Origin of the sequence: Bradyrhizobium sp. Gha, from assembly GCF_900113735.1 — a bacterium.
Lineage (GTDB): Bacteria > Pseudomonadota > Alphaproteobacteria > Rhizobiales > Xanthobacteraceae > Bradyrhizobium.
Genome location: NZ_FOQM01000047.1, coordinates 44,168 through 59,835, shown reverse-complemented (window position 1 = coordinate 59,835; position 15,668 = coordinate 44,168). Strand labels below are relative to the sequence as shown.

18 protein-coding genes and 4 pseudogenes are annotated in these 15,668 nt (G+C 60.8%); 8 read left to right on the top strand and 14 right to left on the bottom strand.

The genetic code is table 11. The annotated features are described in order from the left end of the window. Positions 1-235: pseudogene (locus tag BM222_RS35080) on the top strand (ISNCY family transposase); the annotation flags it as partial. 979 nt (positions 236-1,214) lie between these two features. Here BM222_RS35080 and BM222_RS42525 read toward each other — a convergent pair. From BM222_RS42525 to BM222_RS35050, 7 genes and pseudogenes are all read right to left on the bottom strand, one after another. Next, positions 1,215-1,474: pseudogene (locus BM222_RS42525) on the bottom strand (hypothetical protein); the annotation flags it as partial. A gap of 427 nt (positions 1,475-1,901) precedes the next feature. Beyond that, positions 1,902-2,039: a hypothetical protein gene (locus BM222_RS41530; RefSeq protein WP_177243647.1), complete on the bottom strand. Its 138-nt coding sequence runs from the start codon at positions 2,037-2,039 to the stop codon at positions 1,902-1,904. Between the two features lie 238 nt (positions 2,040-2,277). Then, a complete protein-coding gene (locus BM222_RS41525) occupies positions 2,278-2,448 on the bottom strand; it encodes a hypothetical protein (RefSeq protein WP_177243646.1) in 171 nt (56 codons plus the stop codon). A 640-nt stretch (positions 2,449-3,088) separates the two neighbouring features. Continuing rightward, positions 3,089-3,265, bottom strand: a pseudogene (locus BM222_RS42520) (transposase); the annotation flags it as partial. Between the two features lie 104 nt (positions 3,266-3,369). After that, a complete protein-coding gene (locus BM222_RS35060; protein WP_092238990.1) occupies positions 3,370-4,548 on the bottom strand; it encodes an MFS transporter in 1,179 nt (392 codons plus the stop codon). A gap of 75 nt (positions 4,549-4,623) precedes the next feature. After that, on the bottom strand, positions 4,624-5,985 hold the full coding sequence (locus BM222_RS35055) for an NAD(P)-binding domain-containing protein (RefSeq protein WP_092239015.1): 1,362 nt from the start codon (positions 5,983-5,985) through the stop codon (positions 4,624-4,626). Positions 5,986-6,047: 62 nt separating this feature from the next. Continuing rightward, positions 6,048-6,365: an ArsR/SmtB family transcription factor gene (locus tag BM222_RS35050; protein ID WP_092239013.1), complete on the bottom strand. Its 318-nt coding sequence runs from the start codon at positions 6,363-6,365 to the stop codon at positions 6,048-6,050. Between the two features lie 126 nt (positions 6,366-6,491). Here BM222_RS35050 and BM222_RS35045 point away from each other — a divergent pair, with 126 nt between their 5' ends. From BM222_RS35045 to arsC, 3 genes are read left to right on the top strand one after another with little or no spacing between them, the layout of a single operon-like run. Next, the gene (locus BM222_RS35045) at positions 6,492-6,851 is read left to right on the top strand and encodes an ArsR/SmtB family transcription factor (protein ID WP_092238989.1); all 360 of its coding nucleotides are present in this window, start codon (positions 6,492-6,494) and stop codon (positions 6,849-6,851) included. Beyond that, complete coding sequence (locus BM222_RS35040) at positions 6,851-7,552, top strand: aquaporin (RefSeq protein ID WP_092238987.1); 702 nt, start codon at positions 6,851-6,853, stop codon at positions 7,550-7,552. Before BM222_RS35045 ends, BM222_RS35040 begins: the two co-directional genes overlap by 1 nt. Next, complete coding sequence (arsC, locus tag BM222_RS35035; protein WP_092238985.1) at positions 7,549-7,950, top strand: arsenate reductase (glutaredoxin); 402 nt, start codon at positions 7,549-7,551, stop codon at positions 7,948-7,950. The genes BM222_RS35040 and arsC overlap by 4 nt, the downstream gene beginning before the upstream one ends. Positions 7,951-8,135: 185 nt before the next feature. Here the strand turns inward: arsC and BM222_RS35030 are convergent, their stop codons facing one another. Together BM222_RS35030 and BM222_RS35025 are read right to left on the bottom strand one after the other, a co-directional pair. Further along, a complete protein-coding gene (locus tag BM222_RS35030; RefSeq protein WP_092238983.1) occupies positions 8,136-8,372 on the bottom strand; it encodes a hypothetical protein in 237 nt (78 codons plus the stop codon). A 47-nt stretch (positions 8,373-8,419) separates the two neighbouring features. After that, positions 8,420-8,620, bottom strand: coding sequence for a hypothetical protein (locus BM222_RS35025; RefSeq protein ID WP_092238981.1), 201 nt, complete (start codon positions 8,618-8,620; stop codon positions 8,420-8,422). A gap of 331 nt (positions 8,621-8,951) precedes the next feature. Here BM222_RS35025 and BM222_RS35020 point away from each other — a divergent pair, with 331 nt between their 5' ends. The 3 genes from BM222_RS35020 to BM222_RS35010 all read left to right on the top strand — a co-directional run bounded on the left by BM222_RS35020 (position 8,952) and on the right by BM222_RS35010 (position 10,609). Continuing rightward, a complete protein-coding gene (locus BM222_RS35020) occupies positions 8,952-9,941 on the top strand; it encodes a sensor histidine kinase (protein ID WP_092239011.1) in 990 nt (329 codons plus the stop codon). A 16-nt stretch (positions 9,942-9,957) separates the two neighbouring features. Beyond that, positions 9,958-10,323 carry a response regulator gene (locus BM222_RS35015; protein WP_244547377.1) on the top strand — a complete coding sequence of 122 codons (366 nt, stop codon included), beginning with the start codon at positions 9,958-9,960 and terminating at the stop codon, positions 10,321-10,323. A gap of 103 nt (positions 10,324-10,426) precedes the next feature. Beyond that, positions 10,427-10,609 (top strand): hypothetical protein, encoded by a 183-nt coding sequence (locus tag BM222_RS35010; RefSeq protein ID WP_092238979.1) that lies wholly within the window; start codon positions 10,427-10,429, stop codon positions 10,607-10,609. Between the two features lie 422 nt (positions 10,610-11,031). Here the strand turns inward: BM222_RS35010 and BM222_RS35005 are convergent, their stop codons facing one another. Beyond that, positions 11,032-12,135 carry a DNA topoisomerase IB gene (locus BM222_RS35005; RefSeq protein WP_092238977.1) on the bottom strand — a complete coding sequence of 368 codons (1,104 nt, stop codon included), beginning with the start codon at positions 12,133-12,135 and terminating at the stop codon, positions 11,032-11,034. Positions 12,136-12,395: 260 nt separating this feature from the next. Here BM222_RS35005 and rnhB point away from each other — a divergent pair, with 260 nt between their 5' ends. Continuing rightward, positions 12,396-13,196, top strand: coding sequence for a ribonuclease HII (rnhB, locus tag BM222_RS35000; protein WP_092239007.1), 801 nt, complete (start codon positions 12,396-12,398; stop codon positions 13,194-13,196). 33 nt (positions 13,197-13,229) lie between these two features. Here the strand turns inward: rnhB and ligD are convergent. From ligD to BM222_RS34980, 4 genes and pseudogenes are all read right to left on the bottom strand, one after another. Then, positions 13,230-14,155 (bottom strand): annotated as a pseudogene (gene ligD, locus BM222_RS34995) (non-homologous end-joining DNA ligase); the annotation flags it as partial. Continuing rightward, complete coding sequence (locus tag BM222_RS34990) at positions 14,152-14,382, bottom strand: hypothetical protein (RefSeq protein WP_244547376.1); 231 nt, start codon at positions 14,380-14,382, stop codon at positions 14,152-14,154. The pseudogene ligD and the gene BM222_RS34990, both read right to left, overlap by 4 nt. 422 nt (positions 14,383-14,804) lie before the next feature. Further along, complete coding sequence (locus tag BM222_RS34985; protein ID WP_092238975.1) at positions 14,805-15,110, bottom strand: DUF2934 domain-containing protein; 306 nt, start codon at positions 15,108-15,110, stop codon at positions 14,805-14,807. A gap of 14 nt (positions 15,111-15,124) precedes the next feature. After that, positions 15,125-15,286 carry a DUF2934 domain-containing protein gene (locus tag BM222_RS34980; protein WP_092238974.1) on the bottom strand — a complete coding sequence of 54 codons (162 nt, stop codon included), beginning with the start codon at positions 15,284-15,286 and terminating at the stop codon, positions 15,125-15,127. Positions 15,287-15,668 lie beyond the last annotated feature (382 nt).

Here is a 15,668-nt window from a genome sequence, read left to right as displayed (position 1 = left end):
CACCGTGTTCGATTATCCGGATGGGCGGCTTGTGATCAAGCACAGGGGCCGTGCGTTGCCCTACCGGACATTCGACAAGGTGCGACAGGTCGACCAGGCGGCGATCGTCGAGAACAAGCGGTTGGGACCGGTTCTGGCGTACATCGCCGAGCAGCAGAAGCTGCTCGACGTCAGCCGCAGCCAGAAGGCCCCGGGCCGCCGCGGCCAAGGTGCGAGCCTGTTCAAGGCGGGCTAAAAATCCCGCATCGACCAGTCGCCGTCACTGGCACTCTCATCCGGGCGCCCGGCCGCTGCGCAACCCCGGCCAGCTTCGCGTCCGTGCGCCCCCCTCGCCGGGTCTTGCAGTGACATTGCTAACGAGCGCAATGGGCGACTTGTCTATCGAGTTCCAACACCTGGATTTCGCAAATCGAACGTTATGGAATATTCTGAAGACCCCACGCTATTCAGTTCAGCGATTACATAGCTATAGCTATGTATGTTGCTATACTTGCGCTTTCAGACCATGAAACCGATTACGCCTACGAAAAGGACGCGCTGAAGCGGCCTCTTGCTCATTATTGCTCCAACTCGAACGCTTAGCAGTCGCGACCGTCACGAGAATCCGTGCGCGAGGACAACCGAGTGCACCTGCTTCGACCAAACGTCAAGCAAGTCGAGATGAAGCCATTTTCTCTTATTTTAAGGAGGACCCCAAGTAACTCGCTCCCGGGCGCACCAGGGCTCGAACCTGGGACCCGCTGATTAAGAGTCTGATGTTTTCGAAATAACTACAGGCACTTAGATGTAAAAGCCGGCCGAAGCAGAGCTATATAGATCAATGAGTTACATCTGATTTGTAAATCACGAGCCGGCGCTGTACTTTGACCTGCAACCCCTGCGTCCCGAACGTAAATAGCGGCCGAAAAGATCAACAAAAACAATGAAACTTGCTCGCGATTGACAACCTTTATCACCGTTTGAAAGCGTGGACATCATACAGGAGATACGTGGTACGGACCGTGGTACCGCGAACGCTCGCCAGAGATCTTTTTTTCTAACCTATTGAAATCGCTTGGTAGCGGGGGTCCGTTACATCGCGAAACCCACTATTTCGGAGGCCCTGTTTTCTTATTGGAGAGCAGCCTAACTCGGAATGTCGGGTCTCGATAGTCCGCCAAAAGCCGCCGTTCGTGCGCGATTGGCCGCCGGCAAAAAATAGTCGGCGAGCAGGTTCAAATCGGGATGCCGACATTCCGTTCGGGTGGCCATCTAACCGGGGGCGTTCCCTGCGTCCCCAACGCGTAGACGAGTTCGCGGCCGAACCACTGCCACGGTAGCGACGTTTTTACCGGGGCCGTGCCACCTGAATTCCAGCCGCGGCCGCCTTCGCCGAAAATTTCGTCCCGGTTGCGGTCACGGCCACCGTGTCCTCGAGCTTGATGAACCCGCGCTTCGGACGCTTCATCGTGGTTTCCACCGAGATCGCCATGCCAGCCACGCTTGTCGTCGAGCAGACCTCCTGATCGGTCCGTCGCGCGATCCCCTGCTCAAGCGCGGCAAGCTTACGCGCGCCGAATTCAAGTCCTTGCCACGGGCCGTGCTGCCGCTAAGCCGCTCGCCATTCCCGCCGGAGGTCGCGAGCCGATTGCGGGTCGACAGCTTGATCTCCATGAAGCGCATAGTGGCCCCGGGACTCGGCTATGCGCTGATGCTCTATTCCGGAATCTATCGGGAGGTCGAAGCCGGCGCGCTTTCGGCCGTTCCGCTGTGCACTCGTCGCACGATCGTAGTGATTGCACTGCCTGTTATCCGAACACGGCTACTCCGACTTACCAGGGTCAACTGCGACCACCATCGATCGGTGGGCTCAAACCGGGAAGGCGCAACCAGCGATACCGACATTCGGTTCAAGTTGCGCTCTATCGCGCGTCGATATCATCAGGCGGCGGCACTTTGCGCTTAAGGTTGGTCTCTAATTCCAGCTCAACTTCATCCATCACGCGCTTGTTGGTGTCGGATGGCTTCTCTGGGATCGGGTTGGGGGTCGACTTGGTCATGCCTTATAAGCGGATGAACTCTGTACCGTTCCTAATTGTCCCAGATGCGTTCGCCGCAATGGCATTGGTAAAGCCGGACGGTCTTGCCTCCCTGCGGATCAAGTATTGAATGCTTAAGCTGGGGAAATCCAGCACAGGACGGGCACCTTGGCCGCCGGTTCTGCTCTTGGGCTTGGGCAGCTGCTTCTCGTCGTCCGTCATGGCAATCCACTACAGCGCGATTACGAGCGGCGCATTGTCATGGATCACTTTTCGAGAGCATTTCTTCCCTTGCCAGCTGCGTCACCAAGGCACGTAGTATCCGTTGGTCAGCTACTGGCAGCCGTCCCTCGCAGATGGCTTTGGCTATGGCCTCAATCTGCTCATCGATGCGAACGCGGATGGCCGCCTTGCGATCTTCCTTATCCATTCGCCGGACCTCGGGGGTGCGGTACAAACAACTAACCTAAGTTAAAGTTCCCTTTTTGAAACTAGCCCGGCCCCCCCGATTTCGCGGTGAACGGGAACAAACCGCGTCCAGCCCGGGAAGGGAACGTCAAAGATCCGCTCGTGAAGCAAGTGTTCAAAAGTGAACGCGGGTGATTGGCTGTCTCAGCCTGCCAGTGCCCGAACAGCTAATCTTGAAATTTCAGCAGGGTCTTCAATCCCTGATTGGCCTATGGCAACGATTTTCTCAGCGACAAGCTGCGTGAGTGGGTCGCTGCGATCATTCAGACCCAAGGCCCTCAACGCTTCTTCGTAGGCCGCAACCAGACGCGCGATTTGCTCGGGCCCAAAGGCACTGTCTCTTAGCAGCCTGTGTATGGTCATAGCGTGTAACAACGCGCGGGACGCCACACAATTGGAGGCCGGCGCCGAAACAATTTTCTTACCTCGCCGGAACCTCAACTGGTTGCAAAGCAACAATTGCGAGCCTGTGTAGACGGAAACGTCCGCTGCGGGTCTTGGTTGTGTCCAAACGGGTAGGAGGGCCCGCGGTGGTCAGTCGATGTTCTCGCGTCGGATAGCCATGACCGGTCAAATGGGTGTTGCGACGCGGCGGATGGCGGAATCAGGCTCGATTGGCCGATGATGTTCATCACCCCTGTGATGTTATAGGTGAGAAAATGCAGCGCCATCTCAGCGGCGACATTCCGTAGGCGCTTCATCAGGAAGTGGGTCGCACCCATACGGGCCTTGATCGTGCTGAAGGGATGCTCGACGGTCTCGCGCCACGTGCGCATGGCCTTGGCAAGCCGCTCCTGACCGATGCGCGGCCCGAGAACCGACAAATTGCTTGGTGAATGTTGGGACGACGCCAGCGCGGCTATACATGCCGAAGAGACTGCGCTTAAAGCAGACGCTTTTCCAAGCGAGCCATCCGCGCCCAGAGCAACGCCAATGGGCCCAACAGAATCCCGATCGCGAGAACGATAAAGACCAGCAGCCAGCCACGCGCGGTCTGCGGTCCGCCCGCCGCATCGAGCGCAACGCCCGTCCCCCACGCGGCGAGGGCTGAAAGCCCAAAGCCGACGGTGGAATGCAGGGCCAGCGTCGCGCCGCGATGCTCGGAGACAGCCGCAGCTGACATGCCGGCCGTTAATGCACCGGAATCCGCCGGTACTGTCAGGCCATAGACGATCAGCAGCAACGCCAGCACCCACGCAGGCGCAGTTGCGTTGAGACCGATGGCGATCGCAACGCAAGCTGATGCAATCATCACGACCGTGATGGCGCGATGTCGTCCGAATTTCAGTGCAGCTTCGTTGCCGAGGATGCTGGCCGGCATCGAGATCACCGCGAAGCAGAAGCTCATTAGCACCGGCGACAACCACGAGGGTGCGCCTTGATGCGCGACGACAAAGGTCCAGAATCCCACCAGCCAGGTGCGGATGCCATAGAGCTCGAAGCAATGCGCGCCATAACCGAAGATGTAACCGAGGGCCTCGCGGTTGGTGAAGACTGGCCCGAAGTTCAACAGCCGACCTGCTTTCGGCGTGGGCCGACGCCCCTCCATCAGGAGGCACGCGACCACCATCGCGATGGGGCCGATGCCCGTGACGTAGAAAGCGATCCGCCAGCCCCAGCGATCTGCGAGCAGTTGCGCAACGAGAAACGAAAGCCCGACGCCGACCGAGAAGCTCGACGTGTACAACGTCACCGCCCGCGAGGTGTCGCCGGCGGGCAATCGGTCCGTCAGAGCCTTCAGCCCTGGCATGTAGGCCCCGGCAAATCCCAAGCCTGCGAGCGACCAGATGATCGTCCCAGACCAGAAGCCTTCGGCGAAGATGCCGAACGCAGCTGTCGCGAGGCCACTGATGATAGAGCCGCAGATCAATACGATCCGTGCGTCGATGCGGTCGGTCAACGTCGTCAGCACGGGCACGGCGAGCATGTAGCCGAACGCGTAGCCGCTCGCCATCATGCCGCCCTCGGCGGCGGACAGCCCCCATGCCGGCATCAGGTGCTGCGCCAGATTCGCCGAGAGGGTCACATGCGGCAGCAGATTGCCAACCTGGCCGATGCACATGACCGCAATCAGCGACCATCCGCTCAAGCTACGAATGCTCTCCTCCCATCGTAGCTCGCCTCGCGCGGACGGACCTCATGAGCAACCGCACCCAGCGCTGCCTGCCTTCTTCGCCGTTTCGTCGGCGGCGCAGCAGGCCGATGCCTCTTCCTTCGCCGGACCACCACAGCATCCCGCTGCGGCTGCCTCGAGGCCACCGCGCGTGCAAACGCCGGTTTCCGGCAGCACGAGCTCGACCCGGGCGGCGGCTTTCTTGTCGCCGGCAATATCGGCGACGATCGAGCGGACCTGCTCGTAGCCGGTCATCATCAGGAAGGTCGGCGCACGGCCGTAGGACTTCATGCCAGCAAGATAGAAGCCGGGCTCGTCATGGGCGAGTTCGCGGGCGCCATGGGGGCGGACCGTCCCGCAGCTGTGCTCGTTGGGATCGATCAGCGGCGCGAGCGCGGCGGGCGCCTCGATCGCCGGATCGAGTCGAAGCCGCAGCTCAGAGAGAAACGACAAGTCGGGACGGAAACCGGTGGAGACGACCAGCTCATCCGCAACCACGCTTCGCGCTCCGCAGCAGGCTCCGGTCAAAATCTTGAGACGGCCTCCGGAGTCCGAGATGTGAGTGACACCAAATCCGCTCTCCACCGTGATTTTGCCGGCCGCCACCAGCGCTGCGAAGTGAGAGCCGAGCTCGCCGCGCGCGGCAAGCTTGTCATTGCGACCGCCGCCGAAGGCCTTTGCGGGATCGGCGCCGCGCAGCAGCCAGATGGCCTGCGTACCCGGCACCTCGTCAGTCAGTTGCGCGAGATCGATCAGCGTACCCACGGCGGAATGGCCGGCACCGAGCACGGCAACGGTCTTGCCGGCATACCTGGCGCGATGGGTGCCGCACACATCCGGCATGCCGTAGGCGATGCGATCCGCGCGCTCGCGTTCACCGATGGCGGGCAAACCGTTGCTGGCGGCGGGATTGGGAGAGAACCACGTGCCTGATGTATCGACGACCGCATCCGCGCGCAACACTTCGGGGCCTTTGCCGTTCTGATAGCGGATTTCGAACGGGGCCTGCTCCCGCCCCTTTGTCTTGGCCTTGTCGAAACCGGCGCGGCTGATCGCCGTCACGCGACTGGAGGTGCGGATCGCCTCGCGGAGCGGCGTGCGTGTCGCGAGCGGATCGAGGTATTGATCGATCAGTTCGCCGCCAGTTGGGTAGGACTCGGGATCCGGCGAATTCCACCCCGTGGGCGCAAGCAACCGCGCAGCCGCCTTGTCGATATTGTATTCCCATGGCGAGAACAGCTGGACGTGCTGCCACTGACGAACAGCATGTCCTGCTTCCGACCCGGCTTCGAGCACGATCGGCGACATGCCGCGTTCGAGCACATGCGCTGCGGCCGCGAGGCCGACCGGACCTGCCCCGATGATGGCAACCGTCTTGCCGTTCATTTTGCCGTCCATTTCGCTTCTCCGATCATTCTAGAATCATCGAATAATAGCGACCGAAAAAATCAGGCCGCCGTTTGCGTATCCTTGCATCCGATTTCGTCCGCGCAGCACTCCGATGCCAGGAAATTCACCAGTCCTCGCATTGCGTCGAAGTTCGCATGACAAACCAGCGTCGTGGATTCGCGGACCTGGTTCACCAGCCCTACCGAGACCAGAGCCTTGATGTGATGGGACAGCGTCGATGCCGGGATCTTCAGCTTCTCCTGCAAGCGCCCGACCGGCATGCCCGGATGCCCGGCCCGGACCAACGCCCGATAAATCTGGAGCCGTGTCCGATTGCCCAGGGCTTCGAGGCGAGCTGCTGCGTCGTCGATCTTCATCTCCATCACGATGCACCGCCGCGCGTTGCCTGTCAAACCATATTTCTAGAATGTTCGAAATATCATTCCGGATTGGGTTGGGTTTCCGGATTGACGAGCGCTCAGTGTTTCCATAAATCTGGATATATGGAAACTGAAGACGCCGTCTTGGCGCTCGCCGCCCTGTCGCAATCGACCCGCCTGGGGGCGTTCCGGACGCTGGTGAAACACGAGCCTGATGGCCTTGCGGCCGGCGACCTCGCGCGCCTGCTGGAAGTCCCTCAAAATACGCTGTCGGCTCATCTGTCGATCCTCACACGCGCGCGCCTCGTGACCTCCGAGCGGCAGAGCCGGTCGATCATCTACCGCGCCAACCTCGCAGAATTTCGCGATGTTGCGGTTTTCCTGCTGCAGGATTGCTGCGGCGGCCGGCCCGAAGTTTGCGAGCCCGTGGTTCAAACCCTGCAATCCTGCTGCTCACCAAGGAGAGCGGAGCGAGCGCGCTGATGGATAGTTTCGACCTCCCCCGGCGCCTCGCGGCCGAGGCGCTCGGCACCGGCATTCTCGTCGCCACCGTGGTCGGCTCCGGCATCATGGCGGAAACGCTGACCAAGGACGTTGCGCTTGCGCTCCTCTGCAACACCTTGCCGACGGGTGCCATTCTTGTCGTCCTGATCGCGGTGCTCGGTCCGATCTCCGGTGCGCACTTCAATCCGGCAGTCACGCTTGTCTTCATCGGCAAGCGCGAGCTGCCGGTGAATGAGGCTGCGCTCTACGTCATCGCGCAGATCGCCGGCGGCATCGCCGGTACGATGGCCGCGCATTTGATGTTCGCCCTGCCCTTGCTCGATCTGTCGACGAAAGTCCGGACCGGCGGACCACAATGGTTCGCTGAGGCGGTGGCCGCCTTTGGGCTGGTCGCGACGATCCTGGCCGGCATCCGGTTTCAACGGACCGCCGTACCCTGGCTCGTCGGCCTCTACATCACCGCGGCGTACTGGTTCACCGCTTCGACGTCGTTTGCTAATCCGGCCGTGGCCATTGCGCGGTCGCTGACCAGCACATTCGCCGGCATTCGCCCGACAGACCTCCCCGGCTTCATCCTCGCTGAGCTCTGCGGTGCATTCGCCGGCATGCTGTTGATGAACTGGCTGCTTGGTCCCTCCAAGGCGCGCGGCCCTGTTCCAATTGCGGAGACCACCCGATGAGCGTCACGATCTACCACAACCCCGACTGCGGCACCTCGCGCAACACGCTGGCGATGATCCGGCAAAGCGGTGTCGAGCCCACTGTCATCGAATATCTCAAGACGCCGCCGTCGCGCGGCACGCTCAGGCAACTGATCGCGGAGATGGGGATATCGGTCCGCGCCTTGCTGCGTGAGAAGGGTACGCCCTACAAGGACCTCGGCCTCGCCGATCCCAAATGGTCCGATGACGAGCTCATCGACCACATGCTCGCGCATCCCATTCTCATCAATCGTCCGATCGTCGTGACACCAAAGGGCGCGCGATTGTGTAGGCCTTCGGAAGCGGTCGCCGATCTTCTCGACAATCCCATCGGCCAGTTTGTGAAGGAGGATGGCGAGGTCGTCGAGGCGCGATAGTGCGCCATCGACTGGCCGGGCATCTTCGGGAAATGGTCAAGCTCGCAAAGATCAAGCTTGTACCGGCCGCGTCGTGGATCTGACCGCCTCTGGAGGCCTGTGTCGTCATCGAACCAGCTTAATACGGCATTGCTCTCGTCGACGGAGTTTCGAGAGCGCGGGCGAAGCATACCAGCGCACCATTCCTATTTCGAGGGAAGCCGGTAAACCTCACCCGGCTGGAGGTCGACCTCTTCGAACATTCTTTGCTGCTTTTCAGATAAGACGGCCGGTAGGATGTGTGCTGTCCAGCCCTCCGGCACGGCCGCAAGGACCAGCGTCACGGCCTGGCTTGGCTTGGCCAAAGCAAGCCATACTTCCGTCGATCCCGAATCCGACGTCGCCTCGACGATGGTAAACTCTCTGCCGAAAGACTCTGCCATGAAGGGTCAACCAGCCCCCGCTGCAGCAGTTTCTAACTTAGAGCGGCTCACTCGGGCGGCTTCAATCCCGGCGATCGCAGCCAATCGCTCATGTGCGAGCCGGTCTCACATTGCCTTGCCTTACGGATCACCTGCTCCCGTAGCGGCCCGTGCGGAAGCAGGCTCGCTTCTTCGAGCAAACGCTGAGCCTCTTCGGCAAGGCGCTCCTCCAGAGATCGAGTCTGTTTGAAACGACGCCGCTTTGTCATGGCGCTGCTCCCTTGTTCGAGGAGGGCGGGAGCGCTACGGGCGTTCTCATCACAGATAGTAGCCGAGGTCCGGGCTGTGATGTCCGAAGCGTGCGCCCGTCCTGGTCGCCTCGCAAGCAGTATCTTTCGCGACTTTTCCGGAACTCTTTAGGAATGGCTCAAAGGGCGCAATCGGCTCAAACCAAGGGTTCAGCGGTCAAGTTGTCCATTTACGTGAAAGCGTCGGGCGCCGCGCACGACGCTGCCTGGACGGTCAAGCAGCCCATTTTCATTTGTGAACGGTTTGGCCACATATTAGCCTAGCGGAAAACCTTCCGAGGTGAGGGACCCGATGAATCTCGAAGACTTGTACCGGCTTCTGCGCAGCGAGCACGTCCAGGCGCAAGGGATCGTCGATACCCTCGAGGAACCCCTCCTTGTGCTTGACCAGGGCGGACGTGTTCTGACAGCCAATCGCGGGTTCTACGAAACCTTCAGGGTTGGACGGGACGACACGGTTGGGCGCAGCCTGTTCGACCTCGGCGACGGTCAATGGGACATACCCGAACTCAGGCGCCTCGTCGGCGACATCATTCCCCGATCCACCGCCGTCGTCGGCTACGAAGTTGCAGCCAATTTTCCGGCCATCGGAGCGCGAACAATGCTGGTTAGCGCCCGTCGTCTGGTTCACCCGGATAATAACAGCTCCAGCGTTCTGATCCTGTTTGAGGACGTGACCGACAGACGCCATAGCGACGCTCAAAAGGACATTCTTCTCGCCGAGACGCGGCACAGGATGAAGAACCTTCTCGGGATCGTTCGCTCTCTTGCCAATCAGGGCGATGTGGAAGGCCGGTCAGCGAAGGATTACCGGGACGCCTTTCTAGGGCGACTCCAGGCTGTGACCGAAGCCGAGACCCTGGCGCTGGCCAGCAGCGCCGAGGCCGATCTAAGTGCTCTGGTGGAGCAATCGTTGAAGGCTGCAGGCCCGGACCGCTACCGAGTGATCGCGGGAGCCGCCATTCGCCTCAGCCGCCGCCAGGTCGTGCCGATGACCCTCATCCTGCATGAACTCGTCACCAACGCCTGGAAATACGGTGCGTTCTCCAAGCCCGGAGGACTGGTACACCTCAGCTGGCGCACATCTGAGGACGACGGCAAGTCCGTCATTCACATCGATTGGAAAGAGGAAAACGGCCCGCCCGTCGCTCCGCCAACTCGCTCTGGCTTCGGCTCCAGGCTGATCGATCTCAGCGCGGTGCAGGGCTTGAGGGGCTCTGTGGAACTGAAGTACGAGCCCACCGGTTTACGCGTTTACATCACGGCGCCTTTGGAGTCCTAAAGACCAGGGAGCACTCATGGACGACGCTCCCAGAATATTGGTTGTCGAAGACGAGTACCTGATCGCACTGGAGCTCGACACCGAACTGAGGGCCGCTGGCTACCGCGTGATCGGCCCTGTCCCGGACATAGATGGCGCTTTAGAGCTTTTGAAGGTTGAGCGGCCCGACGCCGCCGTTCTCGATGTCAACTTGGCGGGAAAATGGATCACCCCGGTTGCCGAGACGCTCCGCTCGATGTCCGTGCCCTTCATTCTTGCCAGCGGCTACGTTGCCGCCGACCTCCAAGCCGAACCGGTCCTACGCGATGCGATCAACGTCGGTAAATCGTGGAGGTCCGAATTTCTCCTCACATCCCTTCGCGACGCACTCAAGCGGGTGTAGCTCGTCGCCGGAGTGGTTTCTATCGCCATTTTTGAAATGACGGGTTAGCTGCTGGAACCGAGGAGGCTTAACCTATGTTAATGTCTGCATAGGGAGGTGTCCTATGGCCGGCGAGTACACAGACTGGCTGGCAAAGAAGATTGCCGCCAGGATCGAGGAGATCAAGGCCGCCAACGAATTGACTCACGAGCAACTGCGAAAGTCCTACCTGCAACTAGGACTCTCCGAGGCTCTGCTTCAACTCCCGGTCCCGAAAGTCTGGCGTCCTGATCCGCCGAAGGAATAATGCGGCTCATCATATGTTGTAGGTAGCGAACGTCTACTTTGGTACTTAGGAACCTCATTTCATCCGAGGTCCAATCGTGTCCAAGACTGGGGACACTGAGCCATCGCCACCGCCTCCGCGACTAGGGCCACCGTGTCCCAAGTGCAGCGGGCCCTTGCGGACACCACATCCATCCTCGACGTGAAGAACGACAAAATGGTGCCGATCTATCGATGTGGCGACTGCCACGAAGCAGTGTGGCTGTGAAACTCATAGGCGAATATCTTGAACGTCCCGCCCAGTTCGAGCGGTTGGCATCTTGGGCTGCTGCGCCTTGCCGATGATGGAAGAGCGAGCTCAGGAAAGCCGGCGTGGGAACGATGGCGCGCCTGACTTCAACCGCCACGGTCAAGAACGCGCCGTATGCCGAGTGCGACGAGAGGCTAGGCGGGGGCCTTCAGAGAATCGAGACGCTTGCGGAGAAACGCCAGCACCATGATCTCGTCGGAAGTGAGCTTGGCGTACTGGCGCTTGAACTTCTGCGCGATCTTGAGTTCAATCATCTTCACGAGGTCACCGGACATGTAGGCGTCCAGGACTTCCGGATGCACGTAGCACTTGCGGCAGATTGCCGGTGTGTTGCCGAGCTGCTTCGAGACGCTCTCGATCGCCGCGACGACGTTGCGCTTGGCCTCGGCCTGGCTGTCATACTTTTTGCATTCGGCCAGGGCCAACGCAGCCAGAACCGTTCCTGCCCAAGTCCGAAAATCCTTGGCGCTGAAGTCCTCGCCGGTGATGTCCTTGATGTAGGCGTTGACGTCGCCGGAGTCGACGGTGCGGGGCTGTCCGTCGTCGTCCAGGTACTTGAAGAGCTCGTGTCCCGGTATCTCCGCGCAGCGCTTCACTATTGCGGCTATCCGCCTGTCCTCGACGCGAAGCTTCCATTGCTTGCCTGACTTGCCCGTGAAGTCGAACCGAAGGACGCCGCGCCCGACAGCGACGTGCTTGCGGCGCATGGTGGTGAGCCCGTAGGACTTGTTTTTCTCGGCGTACTCGGCGTTGCCGACACGGATCAGCGTCTTCTCCAGAAGACTGACGATTGTGGCCAGCACCTTTTCGCGGGGAAGCCCGTCCAGCTTCATGTCGGCGGCGACCCGGTCCCGCAACGCAGGCAGGGCGGCCGCGAACTGGATGATATGCTCATACTTATTCTGGTCGCGTAGCTCCCGCCATTTCGGATGATAGCGGTACTGCTTGCGGCCCCGCGCGTCGAGCCCGGTTGCCTGGATGTGGCCATTTGCCGAAGGGCATATCCATACGGATTCGTAGGCCGGCGGGATCCCGATTGATCTGATGCGTCGGAGGATGGTGGCATCGGTGATGCGCTTGCCGTCCTTGTCGTAGTAGCTGAAGGTGGTTCCGGTCCGTTTGCGCGTGTAGCCCGGCGCGGAGTCGCTGACGTAACGAAGGCCTTCTTCCGCAATGGTGGCTGCGACCTCGGCGGTGCGGTCCAGAACCTGTTCTTCGTTGCGAGTCTCTCGGAGCATGGGCCTGTCCCTCGGAAGCACCCTGGGATCGAGGCTCCACTCCTTTCTAAAGGAATGAACACAGCGGTTGGTTCCGTTCGGACATCGCGAGTCGTACATGCAGATCAGTAGCCGCGCAGAATACCGGCTCCCAGCTAAAGCCGGCGGTTCCTCTCCACGTGCGCTGCGCAGGCTGACGGTCGCGGCCAGGCCTAACTTCAGACAATCGCCACAAAGTTCACCGACATGGCTCCCCAGTCAGTGTGCGAAGGCCGCATGTGTTGCGTCAGCGCTATGTCGTCGAGAAACGACCACTCGAGGTCAGCGTCGAGCAGATCCTGCGGGCTGACCGTCGCGCGGGAGCACGTGCCATCCTGGCATCCATCGATAAAAGGCGCTTCGAAAGCAGGTCCGAAGGGCAGCGCCTCCGCAAGATGCTTCGCTTCGAGACCTCTCTCTGGGAAAGCGGCCACCATGCCGTGGCCGGCGTGGATGAGGCCGGAATGAGCCCCCTCGCCGGCCCAGTCTCCGCGGGCGCGGTGATCCTGAAACCCGGAACGCGGATAGTCGGGATCGACGACTCGAAAAAGCTTGACGCCGCGGCTCGCGAAGAGCTCGCGAAGGAGATCAAGGAAAAGGCAGTCAGCTGGTATGTGGCGTTCGTCGAGGTCGAGGAGATCGACGCGATCAACATCTATTGGGCGGGCATCCAGGCGATGCAGCGTGCGGTCCGCGGGCTCGGGTTGGCGCCGCAGCATTTGCTCATCGATGCGAAGCGGTTGAAGGAAATTGATATTCCGCAGCAGGCGATCATCAAAGGCGACGGCAAGTCCGCCAGCATCGCCGCCGCCTCCATTCTCGCGAAAGTCGAGCGCGACACCGTCATGCGAACGCTCGACGTATGTCACCCCGGCTACGGATTCGCGGACCACAAGGGCTACCCGGTGCCGGCTCACTATGAGGCGCTCGCCAGGCTTGGCGCATGCGCAGCTCACCGGCGATCGTTCGGACCTGTTCGTAAGGCTCTCGGGTTGCCGCCCCTGCCGCCGTGGCCTTCGGCAGCTGAGCGCGAGGCGGGCTGAACAAATCGTACGCTTCGTCTCGGCAGCGCTATTTTCGCGAACGACATCCTTGGCGATCTTGTCGGAGCGCAGGCCGAGATAAACCGGTTGGCGCAGCTCGCCCTTGCTGGTCCACTCCGCGAATTTCACTTCCGCGACCAACGAGGGACGCACCCAGGTCGTGACCCGCTCGTCCTTCACCTTGGCAGGAAAGGGCGACTTGGCTGCCTTGAGCCTCATGAGCTTGCCGTAAAGCTGTTCCAGAACTTGGTGGCTGAAGCCGGTGCCGACGTGGCCTATGTACCGCCACGCATCGCCTTCGCGTACCGCCAGCACGAGGGCGCCGAAGAACGGCCGGGTTCGCCTCGGCGCCGTGAAGCCGGCGATCACGACCTCCTGTCGCTGTGCGGTCTTCACCTTCAGCCAGTCCGCGGTCCGGCCTCCAGATGCATACGCGCTGTCGGAGCGCTTCGCCATGATCCCTTCGAGGCCTTTCTTCTCGGCCTCCGCGAAGAACTTTTTGCCGTCGGCTTTTCGGTGCCGGCTGAATGCGATCAGTCTGTGGCGTGGCAGGATGGCCTTGAGTCGCTGCTTGCGTTCGAGAAGCGGCAGCCCACGCAGGTCCTCCCCGTCTGCGAACATGAGGTCGAACACGCAATACATAAGCTTAGCCTCGCGACGCAGGGCGTTTTGAAGCAGTTGGAAATGGGATACACCGTCCTTCCCGATCGCGACGAGCTCGCCATCGATCACGGCGTCGCCCTTCACGCTTTCCAGGCCTGTGCAATCTCAACATACGAATGGCTGATGATCTTGCCGTTGCGGCTGTACAAGGCCACCTTGCCCCCGCGGATCTCAGAGACCATGCGGAATCCGTCATACTTGTCCTCAAATACCCAATGGGGATCGTCGAAGGGGGCATCGGTGAGCGTCGCCAGCATTGGCTGCAGGCGCTTAGGGAGCGTTGACTCTCGGCTCATTTCGAAGCCGACTGTCGATCGAGAACTCTCTCGGTGCTGCCGGCACGGAATACCCCGAACACACGCGTCCGAACCGAAACGAACGCTTTCCAGAGTTTCGCGAACCAAGGGATCATGAGCAGCTTCGGCTTCACCATGACGAAGAGCCGCTCGACCACCAGAAGGCTGAATGCGTAGCAGGCCACGATCATCGCCGTCCCCGTGATCCAGTGGCCCTCTCCTGCCACGCTACCGCGACGAGCTTCAGGGGCTCTACGGTCGCTGTCGGGAGCGCCAACAAGAAAAGCGACTGGTAGGGGCCGAGGCCTCCGATGGACCTTCTTAAGCTCATGCGATGCTCCTCCGAGGAAGAACGACCGCAGCCTGCCGGTTGTTCCTGGTAGCGGAACATACCTCGCTTGATCTCTTTCCATCCGTGCGGGCGCTTGAGAAGGACTGGATGCGCGCCGCCATCGAACACCACAGCGAACTCAAGGACGCAGCGCCGCCCTTGGAAAACGAGGTGACCGCCGGGCGTAGCAGCCCGGTCCAGAGACAAGGGACCACGATAGGCAAAGTGCATGTCGTCCGTATCTTGAAGCGTGTGATGCCTCGCGTCGCATGGATGTTTTGCCATTCTGCTCGATCGGGTCAGTGGGCCGCGCTCCTTTCACCCTCCGCAACTCCCAAGCTTTGCTTGGTCCACCACTTCGCGTTCCGCGCGTAGCCAGAACTCCGCATCTCTACCGTGTGGCCGCGCCGCACGCTCCCAGAGCTCGTACGCGCGTCGCCTGGTCTCGTGTTCCAGGCTCTCAAGTTTCAGTCTGCAAACTCTGAGGCTGATCTCACCAGCGAATTCTTCGAGGCGCTTCGCGGTCGCCTGATCGGTTATGAGCGCGGCCGCGCGACGAGCCAACCGAAGCTGATGTTCAAGCCGCCGAAGTCCGGACAGGTGGTCAATGAACGCACTCTGCATAGACCGTGATGGCCTCAGGGATTGTCCGACGTCTTAAGCTCGTGGCTGAGGCTTTCCTCCTTCAAGCGTCGCTCGGCCTCGTACCAGAACTCATCTATTCGGCCCTCCGGCTTACCAGCTTCCTCCCAAAGCTTGTAGGCGCGGGCACGTACGTCATCTAAATCAACTTGGGTCATGCTGCTTCATCCTCCCTTGCTGTACGTCAGCTGCCAAAGGTACTGGCCGCCGGGACCAGAACTCGAAATTGCGAAAGCAACCTGTTTGGCGGTGCGGAGTTCCCCAGCCGGCAGACCAACAGAGTTAGGTAACTGATCGTCACAGCCGCGCGGCTGGGGTTCGCTGTCCACCGGACGAACCTGGTGTATCGACCATAGGAACGATGGTCCAAGGCGAAACTTGGCTCTGCATGCGTTTCCGACGCATAGGCTCTCCGACGGATAGCCCGAGCGGCCCCAGCCCTGGGCCAACGTCCAGGCCTGGGGTCGTTTCATTGCATAAGAAGGCCCGCCAAGATCAGCCATCCGTTGTTACGCCTAGGCGTCTGAACGGCCCAGGTCT

What these genes read in the sequence shown, in the direction of transcription:
- BM222_RS41530 (WP_177243647.1), bottom strand. Translation starts at nt 2,039, where the DNA reads ATGACCAAGTCGACCCCCAACCCGATCCCAGAGAAGCCATCCGACACC.
- BM222_RS41525 (WP_177243646.1), bottom strand. Translation starts at nt 2,448, where the DNA reads ATGGATAAGGAAGATCGCAAGGCGGCCATCCGCGTTCGCATCGATGAG.
- BM222_RS35060 (WP_092238990.1), bottom strand. Translation starts at nt 4,548, where the DNA reads ATGTGCATCGGCCAGGTTGGCAATCTGCTGCCGCATGTGACCCTCTCG.
- BM222_RS35055 (WP_092239015.1), bottom strand. Translation starts at nt 5,985, where the DNA reads ATGAACGGCAAGACGGTTGCCATCATCGGGGCAGGTCCGGTCGGCCTC.
- BM222_RS35050 (WP_092239013.1), bottom strand. Translation starts at nt 6,365, where the DNA reads ATGAAGATCGACGACGCAGCAGCTCGCCTCGAAGCCCTGGGCAATCGG.
- BM222_RS35045 (WP_092238989.1), top strand. Translation starts at nt 6,492, where the DNA reads ATGGAAACTGAAGACGCCGTCTTGGCGCTCGCCGCCCTGTCGCAATCG.
- BM222_RS35040 (WP_092238987.1), top strand. Translation starts at nt 6,851, where the DNA reads ATGGATAGTTTCGACCTCCCCCGGCGCCTCGCGGCCGAGGCGCTCGGC.
- arsC (WP_092238985.1), top strand. Translation starts at nt 7,549, where the DNA reads ATGAGCGTCACGATCTACCACAACCCCGACTGCGGCACCTCGCGCAAC.
- BM222_RS35030 (WP_092238983.1), bottom strand. Translation starts at nt 8,372, where the DNA reads ATGGCAGAGTCTTTCGGCAGAGAGTTTACCATCGTCGAGGCGACGTCG.
- BM222_RS35025 (WP_092238981.1), bottom strand. Translation starts at nt 8,620, where the DNA reads ATGACAAAGCGGCGTCGTTTCAAACAGACTCGATCTCTGGAGGAGCGC.
- BM222_RS35020 (WP_092239011.1), top strand. Translation starts at nt 8,952, where the DNA reads ATGAATCTCGAAGACTTGTACCGGCTTCTGCGCAGCGAGCACGTCCAG.
- BM222_RS35015 (WP_244547377.1), top strand. Translation starts at nt 9,958, where the DNA reads ATGGACGACGCTCCCAGAATATTGGTTGTCGAAGACGAGTACCTGATC.
- BM222_RS35010 (WP_092238979.1), top strand. Translation starts at nt 10,427, where the DNA reads ATGGCCGGCGAGTACACAGACTGGCTGGCAAAGAAGATTGCCGCCAGG.
- BM222_RS35005 (WP_092238977.1), bottom strand. Translation starts at nt 12,135, where the DNA reads ATGCTCCGAGAGACTCGCAACGAAGAACAGGTTCTGGACCGCACCGCC.
- BM222_RS34985 (WP_092238975.1), bottom strand. Translation starts at nt 15,110, where the DNA reads ATGCAGAGTGCGTTCATTGACCACCTGTCCGGACTTCGGCGGCTTGAA.
- BM222_RS34980 (WP_092238974.1), bottom strand. Translation starts at nt 15,286, where the DNA reads ATGACCCAAGTTGATTTAGATGACGTACGTGCCCGCGCCTACAAGCTT.